Genomic DNA, 21,087 nt, shown 5'->3' on the forward strand with positions numbered 1-21,087 from the left:
GCGGTATGAACACCTCGCTTCGCATCGTCCGGCTGGCGAACTTCGTCGCCCCGGCCTCCGGAGGGCTGCGCACCGCCCTGCGTGAGCTCGGCAAGGGCTTCAAGCTGGCGGGGCACGACCCCGTCCTCATCGTGCCGGGCGAGAAGTACAGCGACTGCGAGACCGAGCAGGGCCGGGTGATCACCCTGCCCGGCCCGATGCTGCCCGGCACCGGTGGCTACCGCGTCCTGCTCGACAAGCGGCGGGTCGCGGCCCTCCTGGAGGAGCTCGCTCCCGACCGCCTGGAGGTCTCCGACCGTACGACGCTGCGCTGGACGGGAAGGTGGGCCCGCCGCGCCCGCGTCCCCGCCGTGATGGTCTCCCACGAGACCGCCGACGGCGTACTGCGCACCTGGGGCCTGTCGGAGAACCTGTCCCGGCGCGCCGCCGACGCCCTCAACGTCCGTACCGCCCACACGTACTCCAAGGTCGTGTGCACCACCGAGTTCGCCGAGCGGGAGTTCGTGCGGATCGGCGCCCGCAACGTCGTACGGGCCCCGCTGGGCGTCGACCTGATGAACCGGCGTCCCACCCTGCGTGACGCGGCACTGCGCGGCACACACGTGCGTGCCGACGAGACGCTGCTGGTGATGTGCTCCCGGCTCTCCGTGGAGAAGCGGCCCGGCACCGCGCTGGATGCCCTGGAGTCCCTGCGCCGGCGTGGAGTGCGCGCCGTGCTCGTGGTCGCCGGGAACGGGCCGTTGCGCGCGGGGCTGGAGAAGCGGGCCCAGGAGCGCGATCTGCCGGTGACCTTCCTCGGGCATGTCGCCGACCGCAGCCTGCTCGGCGCCCTCCAGGCCTCCGCGGACGTGGCCCTGGCCCCCGGGCCCGCCGAGACGTTCGGGCTGGCCGCGTTGGAGGCCATGGCCTGCGGTACGCCCGTCGTGGCGAGCGCTTCCTCCGCGCTGCCGGAGGTGATCGGATCCGCCGGGGCCACCGCGGCGGACAACGGGGACGCCTTCGCGGACGCCGTGGAGATGCTCCTGGACCGTCCCGAGCGCGAGCGCCGGGAGGCGGCACGCGCGCGTGCGGAGTGCTTCGGCTGGGGCACGGCGGTGGACGCCTTCCTCACCGCGCACGACGCGGCAGTGCCGGCGCGTCCCTTCGTGCGTGCGGAGGGCGCGGCATGAGACCGCTCCGGTATGTCGCCCTCGGGGACTCGCTGACCGAGGGGGTGGGCGATCCCGTGGGGAGCGGGTGGCGCGGCTGGGCCGCGCTGCTCGCCGGCGGGCTGTCCGAGCCGTCCGCCGAGTTCACCAACCTGGCGGTGAGCGGGGCGCAGACGCGCGACGTGCTGGAGTCCCAGCTGCCTGCGGCCCTGTCCCTGCGACCGCATGTCGCGTCCGTGGTTGTGGGCGTCAACGACACGCTGCGGGGCACCTACGACATCGAGAAGATCGCCGAACGCCTCGACCGGGTCTACGCGTCCTTCACCCGTCAGGGCACCGCCGTGCTCACGGCCTGTCTGCCCGACCCGGGCACGATGCTGGGGCTGCCGGGGGTGCTGGGCAATCCGCTGGCTCGCAGGCAGCGCGCGGTCAACACGGTGGTCCACACGTTGTCCGAGCGGTACGGGGCCGTGCATCTGCACGCGGTCGACGACGACTGGATCGGCGACCGTGCGATGTGGAGCTCGGACCGGCTGCATCCCGGGGAGCGCGGTCACCGCCAGCTGGCGCTGCGCTTCCACGAGATGCTGGCGAAGCGGGGCATCGCGACCGGGGCCGAGCCTTCGCCCGAGCCCGAGTTCCCGCCGCCCACCAAGTCGGCGAGCCTGCTCTGGCTGGCCACCGCGGGTACGGCCTGGGTGATCCGGCGCTGCAACGACCTGCTGCCCCAGCTGCTGCGGCTCGCCGTCACCGAGATGCGGCACCGCGCGCGGGGCACCAGCGGGCGGCTCGACCTGCGTGCGGCGCAGGCGGTGTCGAGGGCGCTGGCGTCGCTGGGGGTGCCTGAGGAGGTGCCGGTGGCCGAGCAGGGGGCGGTACCGGAGTACCGGGTGCTGTCCGAGCAGTGGCCGGCGGCCGGGCACTGGTCCGTGCCGGAGGGGGTGGCGGTGCCGGGTCAGCGGTCCCTGTCGTCGGAGGGGGTGGCGGTGCCCGGCCAGCTGTCGCTGCCCGAGGGGCTGTTGCTGCCCGGACAGCGCTCGGCACCGAAGCAGCAGCCGGAACCGGAGGCGGCGTAGCGCGGGTACGGCAGGGGGAGTCAGCGGCGACGTACGGCCACGAACCGGACCGGCGTGCCCGGGACCGCCTGGGCGGCGGCCGGGAGATCGGCCGTGCGGACGACGGCGATCACCGGGTAGCCGCCCGTCGTCGGGTGGTCGGCCAGGAAGACGACCGGCCTGCCGTCGGGCGGGACCTGGACCGCGCCCAGGACCACGCCCTCGCTGGGGAGTTCGCGGGTGAGCGCCCGCTCCAGGGCGGGGCCGTCGGTGCGCAGGCCGATGCGGTTGCTCGCGGGGGACACGCGGTAGGTGCGGGAGGTGAGGACACGCACGGCCTCCGGCGTGAACCAGTCGTCGCGCGGGCCCGGCGTCACGCGCAGGACCAGTTCGGCGGGGGGAGCCGGCTGCGGGGCGACGTCCACGCGCGCGTGGAGCGGCGTCGGCGGGCCCAGGGGGAGCACCGCGCCGTCGGTGAGGGGCGGCGGGCCGAGGCCGGACAGGAGGTCCGTGGACCGGCTGCCGAGGACCGGCTCCACGGCGATGCCGCCGGAGACGGCCACATAGCTGCGTACGCCGCGGACAGCCGCGCCCACGTCCAGGACCGCACCCGCTCGCATGCGCACCGGAGCGCCCCACGCCACCGGGCGTCCGTCCACCGTGACCCGGCAGGGGGCTCCGCCGACCGCCACGGTGACCGTCGAACGGGGCCGTACCGCACAGCCGTTGAGCGTGGTCTCCAGTACGGCGGCCTCGGGGGCGTTGCCGACCAGCCGGTTCACGAGCGTTGCTGCGGGCCGGTCCAGCGCACCGGATCGCGGTACTCCGAGGTGGGCGTGCCCGGGACGGCCGAGGTCCTGCACGGTGGTGAGCGCCCCGGCGCGTACAACGCAGAGCGCGCGGTCCGTCATGAGCTCCCCACCGGAACGAAGCGCACGCGCGTGCCCGGCGACAGCAGCGCGGCCGGCACACGCGTGTGGTCCCACAGCACCGTGTCCGTGGTGCCGATCAGCTGCCAGCCACCCGGCGACGAGCGCGGGTACACGCCCGTGTACGGGCCCGCCAGCGCCACCGCACCGGCAGGGACGACCGTGCGCGGAGTGGCCCGGCGCGGGACGTCGTAGCGCGGCGGCAGGCCGGTGAGATAGCCGAACCCGGGCGCGAAACCGCAGAAGGCGACGCTGAACTCGGTCTCCGCGTGGATGCGGGCCACCTCGCGCGGGGAGACGCCCCAGTGCGCGGCGACGTCGGCCAGGTCCGGGCCGTCGTAGCGCACCGGGAGTTCGACGGCCTCACGCGCGCGTGGGGGAGCGGGCGGCACGTCGGACGTGGTCAGCTCGGTGGCCAGACGGGCCGGGTCGGTGAGGCCGTCGAGCAGGACCGTGCGGGCCGCGGGGACGATCTCGCGGACCGACAGCGTGCCCTCGGCGCGGCGCCGCAACAGCTCCGCGTGCAGTGCCCGGGCCTCCTCGCCCGAGGACACCTCGACGAGCAGGGCGTCGTCGCCGACGGGCAGCGTCCTCATACGAAGGCCTCCACGCGGACACCCGACTCCTCCAGCCGCGCCCGCACCCGGCGGGCCAGTTCGACGGCGCCGGGCGTGTCCCCGTGCAGGCACAGGGAACGCGCGCGTACCTCGACATGGGCGCCGGAGTGCGAGGTGACCAGGCCCGAGCGGGCCAGGCCCACCGAGCGCGCCACGACGGCCTCCGGGTCGGTGACCACGGCGCCGTCCTGCCCGCGCGGTACGAGCGTGCCCTGCTCGGTGTACGCGCGGTCCGCGAACGCCTCCGTGACGGCCGGGAGTCCTGCCTTGGCGGCCAGCTCCAGCAGCCGCGAGCCCGGCAGGCCGAGCACGGGCAGCGTGGCGTCCGCCAGGCGCACGCCGTCGACCACCGCGCCGGCCTGCTCCTCGTCCTGCACGACGCGGTTGTAGAGCGCCCCGTGCGGTTTGACGTACGACACGCGCGTGCCCGCCGCTCGCGCGAAGACCTCCAGGGCGCCGATCTGGTACGCGACTTCGGCCGCCAGCTCGGCGGGCGGCACGTCCATCGCGCGCCGCCCGAACCCCGCCAGGTCCCGGTAGGAGACCTGGGCACCGATCCGCACCCCGCGCTCGGCCGCCTGCTCGCACACCCGCCGCATGGTGGCCGCGTCCCCGGCGTGGAAGCCGCAGGCCACGTTGGCGCTGGTGACGACGGACAGCAGCCGTTCGTCGTCGGTGAGCTGCCAGCGGCCGAAGCCCTCGCCGAGGTCGGCGTTGAGATCGATCGAGGTCATGGGATAGGTCGTTTCCTCAGTCCTGTGGTCAAGAGTCCGGTGGTCAAGTCCGGTGGTCAGTGGTCCGGTGGTCAGGCGACGATGCGGTACTGCTCGTCGCGGGCGTCGGTCAGGAACATCTGGCCCGGTGCGTGGGTGATGGCGAACGGCGGGCGCGAGGCCATCACCGCGGCCTGCGGGGTCACTCCGCAGGCCCAGAACATGGGGATGTCGTCCCGCTCCATGTCCACCGGATCGCCGAAGTCGGGCCGGCCGAGGTCGGCGATACCCAGGGCCGACGGATCGCCGCAGTGCACGGGGCTGCCGTGCACCGCGGGCAGGAGGCCGGTCTCGCGCAGCGCCGCCGACACGTGCTGCGGCGGCACCGGGCGCATGGACACCACCATCGGGCCGTGCAGCCGCCCCGCCGGACGGCACTGGCGGCCGGTGACGTACATCGGGACGTTGCGCCCCTGTTCGATGTGGCGGATCGGGACGCCCGCCTCGGCCAGCGCCCACTCGAAGGTGAAGCTGCAGCCGATCAGGAACGACACCAGATCGCCCCGCCAGTGCGCCCGTACGTCCGTCGGCTCGTCCACCAACTCGCCGTCCCGCCACACCCGGTAGCGCGGCAGATCGGTGCGCAGGTCGGCGCTCTCGGCGAGGACGGTCGTCCAGGAGCCGGCGTCCGTGACGTCGAGCACCGGGCAGGGCTTGGGGTTGCGCTGGCAGAACAGCAGCATGTCGTACGCCCAGTCGGCGGGCACCGAGATCAGGTTCACCTGGGTGTGGCCCGCCGCGACCCCGGCCGTGGGGCCCGTCAGGCCCTCCCGGAAACGGGAGCGGGCCGTTTCCGGGCTCCACGCGTGCGCGTGCTCGTCGGTGGCGGTGACCGGACGGTCTTCCGGCGGGGCGCTGAGCGGGCGGTCGTTCGTCGCGGCGGTGGGCGGACGGTTGTCCGCGGCGGTGGGCGGGCGTTCGTCCGTGCGGTTCACACCAGCTCCTTCCCGCGTGTCTCCGGCAGTCCGAACAGGGCCAGCGCCGCGATGCCGTAGCCGATCGCGCCGAAGACCAGCGCGCCGCCCACGCCCCAGCTGTCGGCCAGGAAGCCGACCGTGGTGGGGAAGACGGCGCCCACCGCGCGGCCGGTGTTGTACGTGAAGCCCTGTCCCGTGCCGCGCACGGCCGTCGGGTACAGCTCGCTCAGGTAGGACCCGAACCCGCTGAAGATCGCCGACATGCAGAACCCGAGCGGGAAACCGAGCACGAGGAGCAGGGTGTTGGCGCCGCTCGGGATGTTCGCGTACGCCAGGATGCAGACCGCGGACAGCAGCGCGAACAGCCAGATGTTGCGCCGACGGCCCAGCCGGTCGGTGAGGTAACCGCCGGTCAGATAACCGATGAAGGCGCCCGAGATCAGGAACGTCAGATAGCCGCCGGTGCCGACGACCGACAGCTCGCGCTCGGTCTTGAGATAGGTCGGCACCCAGGTGGCGAGCGTGTAGTAGCCGCCCTGGACGCCGGTGGAGAGCAGCCCGGCGAAGATCGTCGTACGCAGCAGGCCGGGCTTGAAGATCGCCGAGAACGAGCCCTTCTCGGCGCTCTGTTCCCGCACGGCCACGGCCTCGGGGGCGTCGTGCACCCGGCGCCGCATCCAGATGACGAGCAGGGCGGGCAGCGCGCCGGTCCAGAACATGACGCGCCAGGCCAGGTCGTCGCCGGCGAACGAGAAGACCACCGTGTACATGACCGCGGCCAGAGCCCAGCCGACGGCCCACGAGCTCTGGATCGCGCCGAGGGTGCGCCCGCGGTGCTTGGCACTCGCGTACTCGGCGACGAGGATCGCGCCGACCGCCCACTCACCGCCGAAGCCGAGGCCCTGGAGGGCGCGGAAGACCAGCAGCGTCTCGTAGTTGGGCGCGAAACCGCAGGCGACGGTGAAGACCGCGTAGGTGATCACCGTGATCATCAGCGCCCTGACCCGGCCGATCCGGTCGGCCAGCACCCCCGCGAGGGCGCCGCCGATCGCGGAGACCACGAGCGTGACGGTGGTGAACAGCCCGGTCTGGCCGCTGTCCAGGCCGAAGTACGCGGCCAGCGCGACCATGCTCAGCGGCAGGGTGAAGTAGTCGTACGAATCCAGGGCATAGCCGCCGAAAGCGCCCGCAAAGGCGCGGCGGCCGCGCGGACCGAGGGCGCGCAGCCAGCCGAACGCGCCGTCGTCGGCGGCGCGTTCGTCAGTGGCGGAGTGGGTGTTGGCCAGGGCCTGTGGTGGAGGGGTCGTGCTCATGGGCACCTCGCAGAGGGGGGACGGAGGGTGCGGAACTGAGCTGAAGGGTGAGCAGGAACGCTGGGTGGGGGCGGTGGATGGGGGGCGTCGGCGGAAGCAGTGAGCAGCAAGGTAGAGGATCGTTGAACGATCCTTCAATACCCGTGTTGTTTCGTTCTCGCGACTGCGATTGAATTCCGGGCATGGCAGAGCAGCTGGGCGGACTGGCCGACGACCGTGCGCTCCTGGGCCGCACGAGCACGGCGGAACGGGTCTCGGACATCCTCAGAAGCCGCATCGCCGAGGGCTTCTTCCCGCCGGGCACCCGGCTGTCGGAGGACAGCATCGGAGGGGCACTCGGTGTGTCCCGCAACACACTGCGCGAGGCGTTCCGGCTGCTCACCCATGAACGCCTGCTCGTCCACGAGCTGAACCGGGGCGTGTTCGTACGGGTCCTGACGGTGGAGGACGTCGAGGACATCTACCGCACCCGACGCCTCGTCGAGTGCGCTGTCGTACGTGGGCTCGGTGAGCCGCCCTACCCACTGGACGGGCCCGCCGAAGCCGTTGCCGAAGGACAGCGCGCGGTGCGCGAAGGTGACTGGAAAGGGCTGGGGACGGCCAACATCCACTTCCACCGGGAGCTGGTCGCGCTGGCCGGCAGCGCCCGCACCGGTGAACTCATGCGCAGCGTCTTCGCGGAGCTGCGCCTGGCCTTCCACGTGGTGGACGACCCGCGTCGACTGCACGAGCCCTACCTCGCCCGGAACCAGCAGATCCTGCGGGCGCTGGAGGTGGGGGACAGGCGCGAGGCCGAGCAGTTGCTCGCCGTCTACCTCGATGACTCGCTGGAACGGGTGGTTGACGTCTATCGGCGGAGGGTGAGCTCCCCGTAGGGGTGGCCAGGCAGCATCGGTACGCGGCTCCGCGCCGCGGGGCGCGACCAGCGGCCCACGGCCTGCGGGCACCGCACAAGCCGCAGCTACCCGGGCAAGCCGCAGCTCCCCGGACAATCCGCAAGCTACCCGGCCAAGCCGCAGCTCCCCGGCGTGCCCGGCGGAGCGCCGTCGTTTGGGTCGATGTCAGACCCAGGACCTACTCTGTGCACCGTGACTTCGCCTGCATCGACGGACCGTGTTCCGCCCCAGCTCAGCGCGGGGCCGCGCCCCGCTCCGGGCCCGGCCGCCGACGAGGGGCTGGCGCGGCGGCTGCGCGCGCTCGCCTGCACCGCGCCGCTGCACGACCTCGACGCACGCAAGGCCAACCTCGCGGGCGAGTACTCGGTGTACGGCATGGCGGAGGTGGCCCTCGCCGCCATCGACCTGGTCACACTCAACATGGACTTCGACACGGGCGCCGACCACGACCAGATAGTCGCCCGCCTCATCCCCCGCATCGCCGCCCAGGCCCCGCAGCGCCCCGTCGCCGAGCACGAGCGGGTGGCCCGCTGGGTCCTGGAGAACCTGATCAACGTCGGGAGCGTGGACCGCGGCTTCCGGGCCGTGTACGGCACGTTCGCGCCGGACGGCAGCTATGTCCGCCGTGACTACGACTTCAAGCTGATCGAGGAGGTGCCGGGGCCGGGCGGCACGGTCTACCTGCGCACGACCGACGAGGCGGTCAACGTTCTCGTCGGCGCCCTCGACACCGATGTCACCAGCGCCCAGATCGCCGCCGAGGTCAAGCTGGAGGTGCTGATCAACCGTGGCCGCCTCGCCGACGCCCAGCTGGCCGCCGAGCAGGCCCGGTACCGCACCGTGCAGTACTCCGAGACGCTGCGCAGGGCTCTGGACGCGACCCGCCGGAACGTCCGCGCGGTCGACTGGCTGAGCGCCGTACCCGACATGATCGCCGAGGCGCTCGACCACGTCGCCGACCGGTACCGCCACGAGAACGCGATCCTCACCAACATCCGCAAGGCCCGCGACGAGACCGAGGAAGCCGAGCACAAGCGCCGCGCGGCCGAGCTCGTCGACATCGTCAAGGACTGCATTCGACGACACACCCAGCTGCAGTCCCGACTGCTGGAGGCCGGCCCCCTGTTCCGCGCCGAGCAGGACCGACAGGCCTTCGCGACGCCCATGACGACGTCGGGGACGGACCTGTACGGCCATCTCCTCGCGCCCCTCCTGCCGGTGCCGCTGGAGCAGGCCGTCCGGGTCACGGACGCCTTCTTCGCCCGCGGGACAGGGATGCGCACGCCGGTGTCCGTGCGGGTCGGTGATCTCGTCGACATACTGCTGACGCCTCCCGTGGAGCGCGAGCACCTCGGTGCCGAGATGCCCGAGCCCGACCTCATCGCGACGCCGGACGACAGCCGGTTCAGCGAGGAGCAGTTGGCGGCCGCGATGGTCCTGCTCGACCTGCCGGCCGACGCGCCGCGCCGGCTGTCGGGGCTGCTGGCCGAGGCACGACGGCAGGACCCTGACCTGCCCTACCTGGTCGCACTGCTGGCGGTGCACGCGGCCAGTCCGCCGGTGGGCACCGCCTATCGGCAGGGCGAGGAGAAGCTGCTGTTCGCCGTGGACGACGGCACGGAGCTGGACGATCCCGAGTTCGGCGGTGCCGACCTCATCGTGGGGACGGCTCTGCTGGACGCGGCGGGAATGGCAGCGGACAGGACGGAAGCAGCATGAGTGAGCAAGCACGCAGCAAGGAGCCCCAACCGTGAGCGAGCACGTCGAGTGGAGTGACGCGGAGGCTCTCGCCCCGTCGGCGCCTGCCGCTGTCACGCCCGCCGACGCCGCCGACGCGGCGCGGCTCGTGGCGTTCGGGCTGCAGCCCAAGTTGCAGCCCGCGCGCGACCAGGAGTACGCCGACCTCCTGCGCCGCCACCGCGAGGACCCGGCGTTCGCGCGGCTCGCGGACGCCGTGGCCGCCGGGCTCGGGCTGGTCGTACTGGAGGTGTCCCCGCGCGCGGGGATGGCGGTGACCGCCGCCGAGGACTCCGTGTTCGCCGTGCGCATGGGGGACTACGCGCGTCGTACGTCGGCCGACGGCAGCGACCGGTTCCTGCACGGGCTGGCCCATCTCGCCGTCGCCGCCATGGCGTTCCCGCGCCCCGAGGACCTCGCCGACGACGGCTACATCGGGCGCGTCACCGTCAACGGCGTCGACGCCTTCGTCCGGCAGGCCTGCCGACGGCTGGAGGAGCGCGCGGACGAGCAGGGGGAGAACACCGACCCGGCCACGGACGCGCCCGGCCTGGAGGCCGCCTGGCGGATCTGGGTGAGACGCAGCGCGACCGGCGCCACCAAGGACGCGCGCCGGCTCGCGGGCTCCACGACCGGCATCATCGGCAAGGCGGTGGCCTTCCTCACCGACTCCGGCTTCCTGCAGCGGACGGGCGACGACAACGGCGGCACCTACCGGACGACCGCCCGCTACCAACTCCAGGTGCGCGACATGGCCGGCAGCGCCGCCATGGCCGAGCTGCTGGAGCTGGGCATCGTCCCGGTCACCGACGGCACGGCGACCCTGCTGCCCGCCGAGGACACGGACGACCTGGAGCTGGTGGCCGACGCCGGGCTGCCGTTCCACTCCGCCTGAAGCCACGCGCCACCCAGAGTTCCCCGAACTTCCCCGATCTGACGAAGACTTACGAGAGTCCGCCATGTACGAGCTGTCCCGGGTCCGCCTCTACTCCATCGGACCGGCCGGTGCCCGCTACGCCGACACCGTGCTTGACCTGCGCGGTGTGGGCGAACCCGTGCCCGACCCCGCGCCGATGCAGGCGGAGTTCTTCGAGGAGGAGCCCGTCGGTCCGCCGCGCCGCCCGGCGCCCGCCGGAGTGCTCTTCCTGGAGAACGGCGGCGGCAAGTCGGTCCTGCTCAAGCTGATCTTCTCGGTGATGCTGCCGGGCCACCGCAACACTCTTGGCGGCGCCAGCTCCGGCGTGCTGCGCAAGTTCCTGCTCGCCGACGACTGCGGGCATGTCGCGCTGGAGTGGCAGCACACGCTCACCGGCGAGTGCGTCGTGGTCGGCAAGGTCAGCGAGTGGCGCGGCCGCCAGGTCTCCAACGACCCGCGGAAGTTCGCCGAGGCCTGGTACTCCTTCCGGCCGGGCCCCGGGCTCAGCCTGGACAACCTGCCGGTCGCCGAAGCCACCGCCGTACGGCCGTCCGTCGAGGGGCAGTCCGGTGCGCAGGGCCGCCGTCGCACCATGAAGGGCTTCCGCGACGCCATCACGGAGGCGGGCAAGGCGTATCCGCATCTGGAGGTGCACTGGGAGGAGATCCACGACCGTTGGATCGAGCACCTCGGCGACCTCGGCCTCGACCCCGAACTCTTCCGCTACCAGCGGGAGATGAACGCCGACGAGGGCGAGGCGGCCGGCCTCTTCGCGGTCAAGAAGGACTCCGACTTCACCGACCTGCTGCTCCGGGCCGTCACGGACACCCGGGACACCGACGGCCTCGCCGACCTGGTCAGCGGCTTCGGCAACAAGCTGGGCCGGCGGGCCGAGCTGATCGCGGAACGGGACTTCACGGCCGGGTCCGTCGACCTGCTCGGACGGATCGTCGAGGCCGCCGAGACCCGCTCACGCGCGCGTGACATCCACGCCGGCGCCGAACGGCGGACCAGGAGCCTGGCCCGGCGGCTGTCCGCGCGGGGCGCCCAGGAGCGGGTGCGGGCCGCCGACCTCGCCCAGCGGGTCACCGCCGCCGCATACGCCGTCACCCACGCCGAGGCGGCACGCGAGCGCAGCGCGCTGATCGCCGCCGAACTCGCCTACCGGCACGCCTCGTTGGCGCTCGCGGCAGCCGAGAAGTCCGCTGCCGCCCAGAAGCGCGAGCTCGCGGACGCGCGTACCCTGCACTCCGCCTGGCAGGCCGCCGAGGCCGTCCTGCGGCACCGCGCCGCCGCCGACCGCGTGGCACGCGTGGCCGCCGCCATCCAGGAGGCCGAGCGGGACGCGGCTCCCGCACTGGCCGCCCGCGCCAAGGCCGCCGTCGACCTCGTACGGGCCCTGCACGCGGCAGCCGAGAGCGCCGAGACCCTCGCCAACGAGGGGGAGGAGCGGTCCGCGTCGCTCCAGGAGGTCAGCGAGTCCGCGTACCGGGACTCCACCGCGGCCGCCACCGAGGCACAGCGGGCCCGCAGCGAGGTCGGGCATCTGCGGCAGCGGCTGTCCGAGGTCGAGCAGGAGACCGCCGAGGCAGTCCGCGCGGGCTGGCTCGACGACAGTGCGCCGGACGCCGACCCGGCGCGTGCCGCGCTCGCCGCGAGCGACGCCGAGAAGACGGCCGTCGCCGCCTGGGACACCGCCCGCGAGGCCTCCCGGCGTGCCTCGGAGCACGCGCGCGAAGCGGCTTCGACCGAGTCCCGCGCCGAGCTGACGGCGGCCCGCGCGGCGGACGCCGCGACCGCCGCGGAGCGTGCCTACGACGCCGAGCGCCGGCTCGCCGAGGGGCTGGCGGCCGAGGAGCGCCTCGCGGAACTGCTCAGCCTGACCGGCGGCGAGTCCGGCGTCCGGCGCGGGGGCGTGCCCGCTCCTCGCACGGGTGACGACGCCAAGGCCGGCACGACCGCGCGCGACGGTGCGCAGGACGACTCCGGCGGCCGCGCGGACAGCGCCCTCACGCCGGAGGAGCTGGACCGGTTCGCCGACGAACTGCGCGACCTCCTCGAAGACGCCGTCTCCGCCGCCGAGCGGCAGCTGTTCGAGCTGCGTACGGCAGCCGCCGACGACTCCCGGATCCTGGGCGCGCTCGGTGACGGCGGGTTGCTGCCGCCCGGCCCGGACGTGCTGGCCACCGTGGAGTTCCTCGGCGAGCAGGGCATCCCCGCGCTGCCCGGCTGGCGCTACCTCGCCCAGGCCGTCGACCCCGCCGATCACGCGCGCGTGCTGGCCGCCCGGCCCGAGCTGGTCGACGGCGTGATCATCACCGACCCCGACACGCACGCGCGTGCCCGCGAGGTGCTCAGCGACGCCGCCCTGCTGCCCCGGTCCGCCGTCGCGGTCGGCACGGCAGGCGCGCTGCTCGCCCCGACCCCGGCCGCCGACGCACCGGGCGGCCCCTCTCCCGACGTATTCCTCGTACCGCCGAACCCCGCCATGCACGACGAGCACGCCGCCGACGAGGAGCGGCAGGCGCTGCGCGCGCGGGCGACCGAGCGGGACGAGGAGATCCGCGCCCTTGCCGCACGGCTGGGCAAGGACCGGGAGCTGGCGGCGCGGCTCGCCTCGTGGCGGACCGGCTGCCCGGCCGGCCACCTGGTCGAGCTGGCGCAGGCGGCCCGGGACACCCGCGCGTTCATGGAGGAGTCCGAGGCCGAGCTCGCCGAGGCGCGGACCGTACGGGCCGAGGCCGACGAATCCGCTGCCGAGGCTGCCCAGGTCCGCGACGAGCGACAGGAGGCCGCCCAGAAGGCGCGGCGGGCCGCCGACGCCCTGGCCGGGCTGGCGTTCCGACTGCGTGAGCGGGCGGGCTGGCAGGTCAAACTGCGCGAACTCGCCGACGAGGCCACCGAGTCCGAGGCCCGGGCCCAGGTCTGCCTGGAACGCGCCCGCGCAGCCGACGAGGACCGCCGCGCCGCCCAGCGAGCCGCCGACGACGCGCGCCGCACCGCGCGCGCCCTGCGCGCCGAGCGCTCGGAGATCGCGGGTGCCCCCGACGACGTACCGGACACCGACGCCGATGCCCCGAGGGCGTCCCTGCCCGCACTGCGGGAGGCGTACCGGGCCGCCTCCCAGGTGTACGAGAAGGTCGGCGTCGGCGCCGATCTGCGTGCCGAGCAGGCGCGCGCGGAGAGCGACGAGAGCGCGGCCCGCGCGGAGCTGGACCGGCTGAGCAACAAGGTCCGCACCCGGGCCGAGCAGCTCCTTGAGTCCCCCGACGGTTCCGACGGACCGTCCCGGCAGGCGGCCGCCGCGCGGGCGGAGGAGCTGGTCCAGCTGCTGGAGACCCGCGTGTCCAGCGCGAGCGAGCAGCTCGGCCGGCTGCGCGGCGAGGCCGAGCGGCACGCGCCCGAGGACGGCGAGGCACACACCGAGCTGAACGAGGAACTCCAGCCGCGCGACGCCGAGCACGCGCAGGCGCTGCTGCGCACCGCGACCACCGAACTCGCCTCGCGCACCGAGGCGTTGACGCAGGCCCGCGAGGCCCACGCCGAGCTCCTCGAAGCCCACCGTGCCGCCGAGGACGCGGCCGGCGGCTTCGACGAGATCGCCGCGATGCTGCGCGACCTGCTGCGCGAACACACCCCTGACGAGGAGCAGGAGGCGCCCGAGCCCTACCCCGGCAGCCCCGAGGAGGCCCGGCAGTCCGCCGCCGAGGCCCGCCGGTCGCTGCGCGGCTGTGCCGCCGACCTGTCCGCCGCCGAGGCTGCCGTCCGCGAGGCGAGCGACGTACTCGTCCGGCACGCCAACTCCACGCGTTACGAACAGGTCCGCACCCCCGCCCGCCAGCAGATCCGCGAACTGCCCGCCTCCGCGCTGCCGGAGCACGCCCAGAAGTGGGCGGACGCCTTCGCCCCCCGGCTCCGCGTGCTCACCGACGAGTTGGCCCAACTGGAGCGCAACCGCGACTCGATCGTGGACCGGCTCCGCGGCCTGGTCGAGTCGGCACTGGCGACGCTGCGGTCCGCCCAGCGACTCTCCCGGCTGCCCGAGGGGCTCGGCGAGTGGTCCGGGCAGGAGTTCCTGCGCATCCGCTTCGAGGAGCCTGACCAGGCGACCTTGACCGAGCGTCTCGGCGAGGTCATCGACGAAGCGACCAGGGCGGCCGTGAAGAAGAATTCCGACCTGCGGCGCGATGGAATGTCCTTGCTGCTGCGGGGAGTTGCGGCGGCGCTGCAGCCCAAGGGCGTCGCCGTCGAGATCCTCAAGCCGGACGCCGTACTGCGCGCCGAGCGCGTGCCCGTCGGGCAGATGGGCGACGTGTTCTCCGGCGGACAGCTGCTCACCGCGGCCATCGCCCTGTATTGCACGATGGCCGCCCTGCGATCGAACGACCGCGGTCGGGACAAACACCGGCACGCCGGCACGCTGTTCCTGGACAACCCGATCGGACGCGCCAACGCGACCTATCTGCTGGAGCTCCAGCGCGCCGTGTCCGACGCGCTGGGTGTCCAGCTCCTGTACACCACCGGCCTGTTCGACACCACCGCGCTCGCGGAGTTCCCGCTGGTCATCCGGTTGCGCAACGACGCGGACCTCCGCGCCGGACTGAAGTACATCCGCGTCGAGGAACACCTGCGGCCGGGACTGCCGCAACCGACCCCGGCCGGGGAGACGGCGCACACCGAGATCACGGCGACCCGGATGTTCAAACGGCCCGCACCGACGACGAGCTGATCAGGCGCCCCGTTCCGGATCGGTGGCTTCGAGGCTGTGCTCGGCGAGGACGCCCGTCCTGTGCCGCTGGACGAACCAGTAGTACGCGAAGCCACCGCCCGCGATGACCGCGACGAACAGCACCGCGCCCCAGCGCAGATACCAGTGGTAGGGGGCCGCCGCGTTGTAGACCGCGGCACGCGGCCAGATCAGGTTGATCGTCATGCCCGCGCCCCACACCACGGCGACGATGTTGACCAGCAGCCCCCACCTGCCCAGGGAGAACTTGCCGTCACCCGCGGGCTGCCACCTCCCGCGCAGCCGGGCCACCAGCATCGGCGCGGTCACCCCGAGGTAGGCGAGGTAGATCATGATGATGCCGATACTCGTGACGACCGTGAAGATCTGCGGCTGGCGGATGTTGACCACCAGGATCGCCAGCGCCAGAACACCGATGATCACGGTCGGCAGCACCGGTGTCTGGAAGCGCGGACTGACCCGGGCCAGCAGCGAGGACGCCGGCAGGTTGTTGTCGCGGGCCATCGCGAACGCCAGCCGGATCGCCGCCGTATGGACCGCCAGCGCGCACACGGTGACGGCGATCAGCACACACCACAGCATCGCCTTGCCGGCCGTCGGACCGAGCACGTCGAGGACGATGTACTGCAGACCGTCCGTGGACAGCTTCTCGCCGTCCAGGCTGGAGACGCTCATCAGCGCGAGCAGCAGGATCAGGCCGCCCAGGACGAAGGAGGCCACGATCGCGCGGATGATCGCGCGTGGCGCGTTGCGGGACGGGTCCAGACACTCCTCCCCGAGGGACGATGCCGTGTCGAAGCCGTACATCACATACGCGGACGCCAGCGACGCCACGAGGAACGCGCCCAGATAGCCGGTCCCGTAGTCTGCTCCGGTGCCGTTCGTCTCCATGACCACCTGCGGGCCGCGCGTGATGTGAACCGCGAACAGGGTGATCAGTACGACGGTGGCGATCAGCTCGATGAACACGCCCGCTGTGTTGATCCTCGCCATCAGCTTGACGCCGAAGGCGTTCACCAGCGTGGTGAACAGGATCAGCACCGCGGCCAGGATGACCGCGTTGGTCGCCACGTCGTACTTGCCGGTGCCGTCGCCCACGAGCTGGAAGGCCGACGAGATCTGGGGGAGGGTCAACTGGTAGGCGAGCGCCACGGCCGAGATCGACACTATGGACGCGGTCAGCATCATCCAGCCGGCGAGCCAGCCCAGATGCGGATTGCCGATCTTCTTCGACCAGTTGTAGACCGAGCCCGCGACGGGATAGCGGGCCGCCAGCTCCGCGAAACAGAGGGCGACCATGAACTGCCCCACGAAGACCATCGGCCACGACCACCAATAGGCGGGTCCGCCGCTGCTGTAGCCGAAGTAGAACAGCTGGAAGGTGCCGGTCAGGATCGAGATGTAGCTGATCCCGGCCGCAAACGTGTGGAAGTTGCCGAGCGTCCGCCGGAGTTCGGGTTTGTAGCCGAACTCGGCGAGCTCGGCGTCGTCGTGACTGTGTGAATGGGTTGCTTGCTCCGTTGGTGACATGAGCGGACTCCTCGGGGCAGGGGAGGGGAGGGCGGCTCGTGCGGGTGCCGGGATCGCTGAGGTGGATCAGTTTCGAACCAACCTTGCGGTGAGCGGCTCGTGTTGCGCCAGGGGTGACACCCCGAGTGGACCTATCCGCCTGTCCCAGCAGTCCGGTTACACCGGGTTCAGGAGTGGGACAACTGGCCGGCGCCACCCCGGCCGTGTATTCGCTCCTGCGCGCGATCGGCCTTCCGCTCCTGCCGCCGGGCCCGGCGCCGCTCCCGTCGCAGGGCGCGCGCTGTGCTGCTGGGTGTCGAGACCACGCCATGGCGCTGGTTCCACACCTGGCGGGTCACCCAGACGTCGAGGGCTCCCCACGTGGCCACGACCGTGCTGACCACGCTGCTGATCACCATCGGGAACGCCAGCCATGACTCCGCCAGAGTGCACAGGAACGCCACCATCGCCTGGATCAGCGTCACCGCGATGATCAGTACCGCCCGCACCGCCGCGGTGCGCACCGGATCCGGCATCCGGCGCCGCCGGGCGGGCTCCTCCACCCACAACGGCCGGTAGGGCGCCCCCTCTTGACCTGTACCGCCGTCGACGTCACGCATCCATGCCCGGTGGCCGGAGCCGGCCGAAACGTCACGGTCGTCCCCCGCCACCGCGCTCGCGCCCGCCCGAGTGGCGCGGCCACCCGGTGCCTCGTGTCCGCCCTCGGGAATGTCGCGATCCAGCGCTTGGGGACGTCGCGCTGAACCATGCGCCGTCTCGCCGTCCTGAGGCGTCTCGTGCCGCTCCGCCGTGCCCATCACCGTGTCACTCCCCACCGCCGGCAGTCCGCTCGCCCGTGTCCGAAGACTTGACTCCCCTGCGGCTGCCCGGCTTGCGCTGGTTTACGCCGCCCAGGGGTGGGATGCGGCTCCCGTGACCCGTTCCGCCCCCGTTTCCCATAGAGGAGGACGATCGACACGTCCCGAAGATTCCCGAGAAGGATAAAGATCCGGCCAACTGGCCTGAGCGCCCGGCCGGATTCGTGATCGATGGCGCCAAGGGTTTGCGGTAGGCAATCTCCCGCAATGGCCGGACAACTCCCCATGTCTTGCCGCCGGTGCGGAAGTTCAGATTCCGGATGTCTCTTCGAGTTACTTGTGCGTCGGTAGTAGGCTCGCGCCAATTGTTGACGCACATGTGTGCCCCCCTGACCGCTGGGGGTTTGAGCTGGGGGAGGCCATGCACTTTCGCGGGAAGTCGATCCGCCGGAAGATGGTGGCGCTGCTTCTCGTGCCGCTGGTGTCCCTGACCGCTATCTGGGGTTTCGCCACGGTACTCACGGGGCGAGGTGTGGCCCAGCTGTTCACGGTGTCGTCCCTCGTCGAGAAGATCGGCTACTCCACCGAGGACGCCGTCCGCGTCCTGCAGCAGGAACGCCGCCAGGCACTGGTCTATCTGGCCGACCGCCGGGCCTCGGACGCGCAGTCCGCGCTGCGTGTCACCCGCAGTGCCACCGACGCCGCAATCGCCGACGTCCGCAAGAACGCCAAGGACCCAGACGTCCGCGACGGGTTGGACGAGGGCGACGACGAGCGCCTCACCGCCATGCTGGAAGCCTTCGACGGCATCAACTCCCTGCGCAGCAGCGTCGAGGACGGAACGGTCTCCCGGTCTCAGGCACTCGGCCTCTACAACCGGCTCATCGATCCCTGCTACGCCCTGCTGGGCTCCCTCGACGGGATCGACAGCGTGGCGATGGACAAGCAGGCCCGCGCCCTTCTCAACGTGACCCGTGCCCGCGAACTGCTCTCCCGCGAGGACGCGTTGCTCAGCTCCGCCCTGGTGGTCGGCAAGCTCTCCCGCGAGGAGATCCGCGACGTCACCGATCTCGTCGCCCAGCGCAACCTCATGTACGACATCAGTCTGGCGGACCTGCCCTCGTCCGAGCGTGAACGCTACGAGCGCTTCTGGGACAACGCCTCCACCGCTCCACTGCGCGTCGCCGAACAGGCAGTCATCTCCTCCCAGTCGGGCCGGCCCAGCACCGTCGACGCCAAGAGCTGGGACACCGCTGCCGGCAGCGTCCTCGACGAACTCAGCAGACTCAACGACGACGCGGGCGCGCGCTATCAGGACCGCGTCAGCCCCGTCGCGATGGGCGTCATCATGAAGGCGGCCATCGCCGGCATCCTCGGACTGCTCGCCCTGCTGTTCTCGCTCTTCCTGTCCGTGCGCATCGGCCGCGCCCTCATCCGCGATCTGCGGCAGCTGCGACTGGAGGCCCACGAGGCATCCGGCGTACGCCTGCCCAGCGTGATGCGCCGCCTCTCCGCCGGCGAACAGGTCGACGTTGAGACCGAGGTCCCACGCCTGGAGTACGACAAGAACGAGATCGGCGAGGTCGGCCAGGCCCTCAACACCCTGCAGCGCGCCGCCGTCGAGGCAGCCGTCAAGCAGGCCGAACTGCGCGCCGGCGTCTCCGAGGTCTTCGTCAACCTCGCCCGCCGCAGCCAGGTCCTTCTCCACAAGCAACTCACCCTCCTCGACACAATGGAACGCCGGACCGAGGACACCGACGAACTCGCCGACCTCTTCCGCCTCGACCATCTGACCACCCGTATGCGCCGGCACGCGGAGGGCCTGGTGATCCTCTCCGGCGCCGCCCCCTCCCGACAGTGGCGCAAACCCGTCCAGCTCATGGACGTCGTGCGCGCCGCGGTCGCCGAGGTCGAGGACTACGAGCGCATCGAGGTCCGCCGTCTGCCCCGCGTCGCCGTGACCGGACCGGCCGTCGCGGACATCACCCACCTCGTGGCCGAACTCCTGGAGAACGCCACGGTGTTCTCCCCGCCGCACACCGCGGTCCAGGTCCTGGGCGAGCGGGTCGCCAACGGCTTCACCCTGGAGATCCACGACCGCGGCCTGGGTATGGCGGCCGACGCCCTGCTGGACGCCAACCTCCGACTCGCCGAGACGCCCGAGTTCGAGCTGTCCGACACCGACCGGCTCGGTCTGTTCGTGGTCAGCCGGCTCGCCCAGCGGCAGAACGTCCGCGTCTCGCTCCAGCCGTCACCGTACGGCGGCACCACCGCCGTCGTCTTCATCCCCGACGCGCTGCTCACCGACGACGTCCCGGACACCAACGGCATCGGGTTCCGTCTCGACCGGCCGACGCCCTCCAAGGAGGCGGAGCTGGAGGAGTCCCGCCGCGCCGCTCTCACCCAGGTCCCGGCCCGCCTGCCCGGACTCCCCGCCTCGCTCATGGACGGTCCGATCGAGCTGGAGGCCCCCGTTGATCTGGACGCCCTCAGCGACTTCCCGGAGGCACTCGGCGAGGACGACGGGGAACGCGGCGGACTCTTCCGCCCACGTCGCCCCCTCGCCCATGCGGAGGACGAGACGAAGGGCCCGCTGGGCGCACACCCGGTCTCCGGCGGCCCAGGCGGACCGGACCAGGCCGACCCCGACGACGAGGTGAGCGCCCCCGTCCAGCTGCCCCGCCGTAGGACACCCAAGCTGGTCAGCTCGCACGGACGCCCGGTCACCGAGCAGCGCTCCCGGCGCGAGGAGACGGCACCGGAGCCCTCGACGGACCCGGGCCGCCCGGAGCCGAACGGCCTCGCTCCGCTGCCGACCCGCCGTCGCGGCACGGGATCCCGCGGCGACCTGCCAGGTGCGCCGAGCCGGAGCGGGGACCGGGCAGACGCCGCGCCCTCCGGCGGGCACGACCGCGGTGAGGCACCCGAGCCCGCAGCTCTCCCGAGGCGCACACGACGGCCCGCGATCGCATCGAGCGGCCCCGACGACACAGTGACCGGCAAGTTCGCCGCGCAGGGGGAGACCGGCCCCGGCTCGGCGCCGCTGCCCCGGCGGGTACGGCAGGCCAACCTGGCTCCCCAGCTCAGGCAGGGCCCCGCCCCGCGTGAGGAGGAGGGAACGGAGCTCGCCGAACGGGACGCGGACGAGGTACGCAGCCGAATGGCCTCACTCCAGCGCGGCTGGCAGCGCGGCCGCCGGGAGAACGCCGCGGGTGAAGACGCCCACAGCGGCACAGCACCACAACGAACGACTAAGGGGGACGGTCGATGACCGCACCAGAGGCGACCGGCCACACCGCGACCAATCAGTCCGGGGAGCTCAACTGGCTCCTCGACGACCTGGTGGACCGCGTCGCCAGCATCCGCAAGGCCCTCGTCCTCTCCGGCGACGGCCTGCCGACGGGTGTGTCCAAGGACCTGACCCGCGAGGACAGCGAGCACCTGGCCGCCGTCGCGTCCGGGTTCCACAGCCTCGCCAAGGGCGTGGGCCGCCACTTCGAAGCGGGCAACGTCCGGCAGACGGTCGTCGAGCTCGACGACGCCTTCCTGTTCGTGACGGCCGCCGGCGACGGCAGCTGCCTCGCGGTGCTCTCGGACGCCGACTCCGACGTCGGTCTGGTCGCGTACGAGATGACGCTCCTCGTCAAGCGGGTCGGTGTGCATCTGGGCACCTCTCCGCGCACCGATCTGCCCTCGGGCGGGTAGTGGGATG

The 21,087-nt window shown here is 72.5% G+C and carries 14 protein-coding genes and 1 pseudogene; 8 read left to right on the plus strand and 7 right to left on the minus strand.

Translation table 11 applies throughout. The features are described 5' to 3' along the window. Window positions 1-5 precede the first annotated feature (5 nt). Both POF73_RS23035 and POF73_RS23040 read left to right on the plus strand, forming a co-directional pair. Window positions 6-1,169 carry a glycosyltransferase gene (locus POF73_RS23035; protein ID WP_272118560.1) on the plus strand — a complete coding sequence of 388 codons (1,164 nt, stop codon included), beginning with the start codon at window positions 6-8 and terminating at the stop codon, window positions 1,167-1,169. Then, a pseudogene (locus POF73_RS23040) lies at window positions 1,166-2,011 on the plus strand (SGNH/GDSL hydrolase family protein); the annotation flags it as partial. The gene POF73_RS23035 and the pseudogene POF73_RS23040, both read left to right, overlap by 4 nt. 233 nt (window positions 2,012-2,244) lie before the next feature. Here POF73_RS23040 and POF73_RS23045 read toward each other — a convergent pair. From POF73_RS23045 to POF73_RS23065, 5 genes are all read right to left on the minus strand, one after another. Then, the gene (locus POF73_RS23045; RefSeq protein WP_272118498.1) at window positions 2,245-3,114 is read right to left on the minus strand and encodes a biotin-dependent carboxyltransferase family protein; all 870 of its coding nucleotides are present in this window, start codon (window positions 3,112-3,114) and stop codon (window positions 2,245-2,247) included. After that, complete coding sequence (gene pxpB / locus POF73_RS23050) at window positions 3,111-3,728, minus strand: 5-oxoprolinase subunit PxpB (RefSeq protein WP_272118500.1); 618 nt, start codon at window positions 3,726-3,728, stop codon at window positions 3,111-3,113. Before pxpB ends, POF73_RS23045 begins: the two co-directional genes overlap by 4 nt. Then, window positions 3,725-4,483 (minus strand): LamB/YcsF family protein, encoded by a 759-nt coding sequence (locus POF73_RS23055; RefSeq protein ID WP_272118501.1) that lies wholly within the window; start codon window positions 4,481-4,483, stop codon window positions 3,725-3,727. The genes pxpB and POF73_RS23055 overlap by 4 nt, the downstream gene beginning before the upstream one ends. 71 nt (window positions 4,484-4,554) lie before the next feature. Then, window positions 4,555-5,457 carry a putative hydro-lyase gene (locus POF73_RS23060; protein WP_272118503.1) on the minus strand — a complete coding sequence of 301 codons (903 nt, stop codon included), beginning with the start codon at window positions 5,455-5,457 and terminating at the stop codon, window positions 4,555-4,557. Continuing rightward, window positions 5,454-6,752: an MFS transporter gene (locus tag POF73_RS23065; protein WP_272118505.1), complete on the minus strand. Its 1,299-nt coding sequence runs from the start codon at window positions 6,750-6,752 to the stop codon at window positions 5,454-5,456. The genes POF73_RS23060 and POF73_RS23065 overlap by 4 nt, the downstream gene beginning before the upstream one ends. Before the next feature lie 182 nt (window positions 6,753-6,934). On the opposite strand from POF73_RS23065, the gene POF73_RS23070 reads away from it, so the two are divergent. The 4 genes from POF73_RS23070 (at window position 6,935) to POF73_RS23085 (ending at window position 15,030) form a co-directional block, all read left to right on the plus strand. Then, window positions 6,935-7,627, plus strand: a complete 693-nt coding sequence (locus POF73_RS23070; protein ID WP_272118506.1) for a GntR family transcriptional regulator — start codon at window positions 6,935-6,937, stop codon at window positions 7,625-7,627. 213 nt (window positions 7,628-7,840) lie between these two features. After that, window positions 7,841-9,367 carry a hypothetical protein gene (locus POF73_RS23075; protein WP_272118507.1) on the plus strand — a complete coding sequence of 509 codons (1,527 nt, stop codon included), beginning with the start codon at window positions 7,841-7,843 and terminating at the stop codon, window positions 9,365-9,367. Window positions 9,368-9,398: 31 nt separating this feature from the next. Next, entirely contained in the window at window positions 9,399-10,280 is an 882-nt protein-coding gene (locus POF73_RS23080) for a hypothetical protein (protein WP_272118509.1), read from the plus strand. A 64-nt stretch (window positions 10,281-10,344) separates the two neighbouring features. Beyond that, a complete protein-coding gene (locus POF73_RS23085) occupies window positions 10,345-15,030 on the plus strand; it encodes a hypothetical protein (RefSeq protein WP_272118510.1) in 4,686 nt (1,561 codons plus the stop codon). Here the strand turns inward: POF73_RS23085 and POF73_RS23090 are convergent, their stop codons facing one another. Together POF73_RS23090 and POF73_RS23095 are read right to left on the minus strand one after the other, a co-directional pair. Next, window positions 15,031-16,578: an APC family permease gene (locus POF73_RS23090; RefSeq protein ID WP_272118512.1), complete on the minus strand. Its 1,548-nt coding sequence runs from the start codon at window positions 16,576-16,578 to the stop codon at window positions 15,031-15,033. It lies immediately after the preceding gene. Window positions 16,579-16,745: 167 nt separating this feature from the next. Next, the gene (locus POF73_RS23095) at window positions 16,746-17,393 is read right to left on the minus strand and encodes a hypothetical protein (RefSeq protein ID WP_443049600.1); all 648 of its coding nucleotides are present in this window, start codon (window positions 17,391-17,393) and stop codon (window positions 16,746-16,748) included. A 403-nt stretch (window positions 17,394-17,796) separates the two neighbouring features. Here POF73_RS23095 and POF73_RS23100 point away from each other — a divergent pair, with 403 nt between their 5' ends. Then, window positions 17,797-20,646 (plus strand): sensor histidine kinase, encoded by a 2,850-nt coding sequence (locus tag POF73_RS23100; RefSeq protein ID WP_272118516.1) that lies wholly within the window; start codon window positions 17,797-17,799, stop codon window positions 20,644-20,646. Then, window positions 20,643-21,080, plus strand: a complete 438-nt coding sequence (locus POF73_RS23105) for a roadblock/LC7 domain-containing protein (protein ID WP_272118518.1) — start codon at window positions 20,643-20,645, stop codon at window positions 21,078-21,080. The genes POF73_RS23100 and POF73_RS23105 overlap by 4 nt, the downstream gene beginning before the upstream one ends. The last annotated feature ends 7 nt before the right edge of the window (window positions 21,081-21,087 follow it).

Origin of the sequence: Streptomyces sp. HD, from assembly GCF_028369295.1 — a bacterium.
Lineage (GTDB): Bacteria > Actinomycetota > Actinomycetes > Streptomycetales > Streptomycetaceae > Streptomyces.

Coding starts and splice junctions, on each gene's coding strand:
- POF73_RS23035 (WP_272118560.1), top strand. CDS start 6: ATGAACACCTCGCTTCGCATCGTCCGGCTGGCGAACTTCGTCGCCCCG.
- POF73_RS23045 (WP_272118498.1), bottom strand. CDS start 3,114: ATGACGGACCGCGCGCTCTGCGTTGTACGCGCCGGGGCGCTCACCACC.
- pxpB (WP_272118500.1), bottom strand. CDS start 3,728: ATGAGGACGCTGCCCGTCGGCGACGACGCCCTGCTCGTCGAGGTGTCC.
- POF73_RS23055 (WP_272118501.1), bottom strand. CDS start 4,483: ATGACCTCGATCGATCTCAACGCCGACCTCGGCGAGGGCTTCGGCCGC.
- POF73_RS23065 (WP_272118505.1), bottom strand. CDS start 6,752: ATGAGCACGACCCCTCCACCACAGGCCCTGGCCAACACCCACTCCGCC.
- POF73_RS23070 (WP_272118506.1), top strand. CDS start 6,935: ATGGCAGAGCAGCTGGGCGGACTGGCCGACGACCGTGCGCTCCTGGGC.
- POF73_RS23085 (WP_272118510.1), top strand. CDS start 10,345: ATGTACGAGCTGTCCCGGGTCCGCCTCTACTCCATCGGACCGGCCGGT.
- POF73_RS23090 (WP_272118512.1), bottom strand. CDS start 16,578: ATGTCACCAACGGAGCAAGCAACCCATTCACACAGTCACGACGACGCC.
- POF73_RS23100 (WP_272118516.1), top strand. CDS start 17,797: ATGCACTTTCGCGGGAAGTCGATCCGCCGGAAGATGGTGGCGCTGCTT.
- POF73_RS23105 (WP_272118518.1), top strand. CDS start 20,643: ATGACCGCACCAGAGGCGACCGGCCACACCGCGACCAATCAGTCCGGG.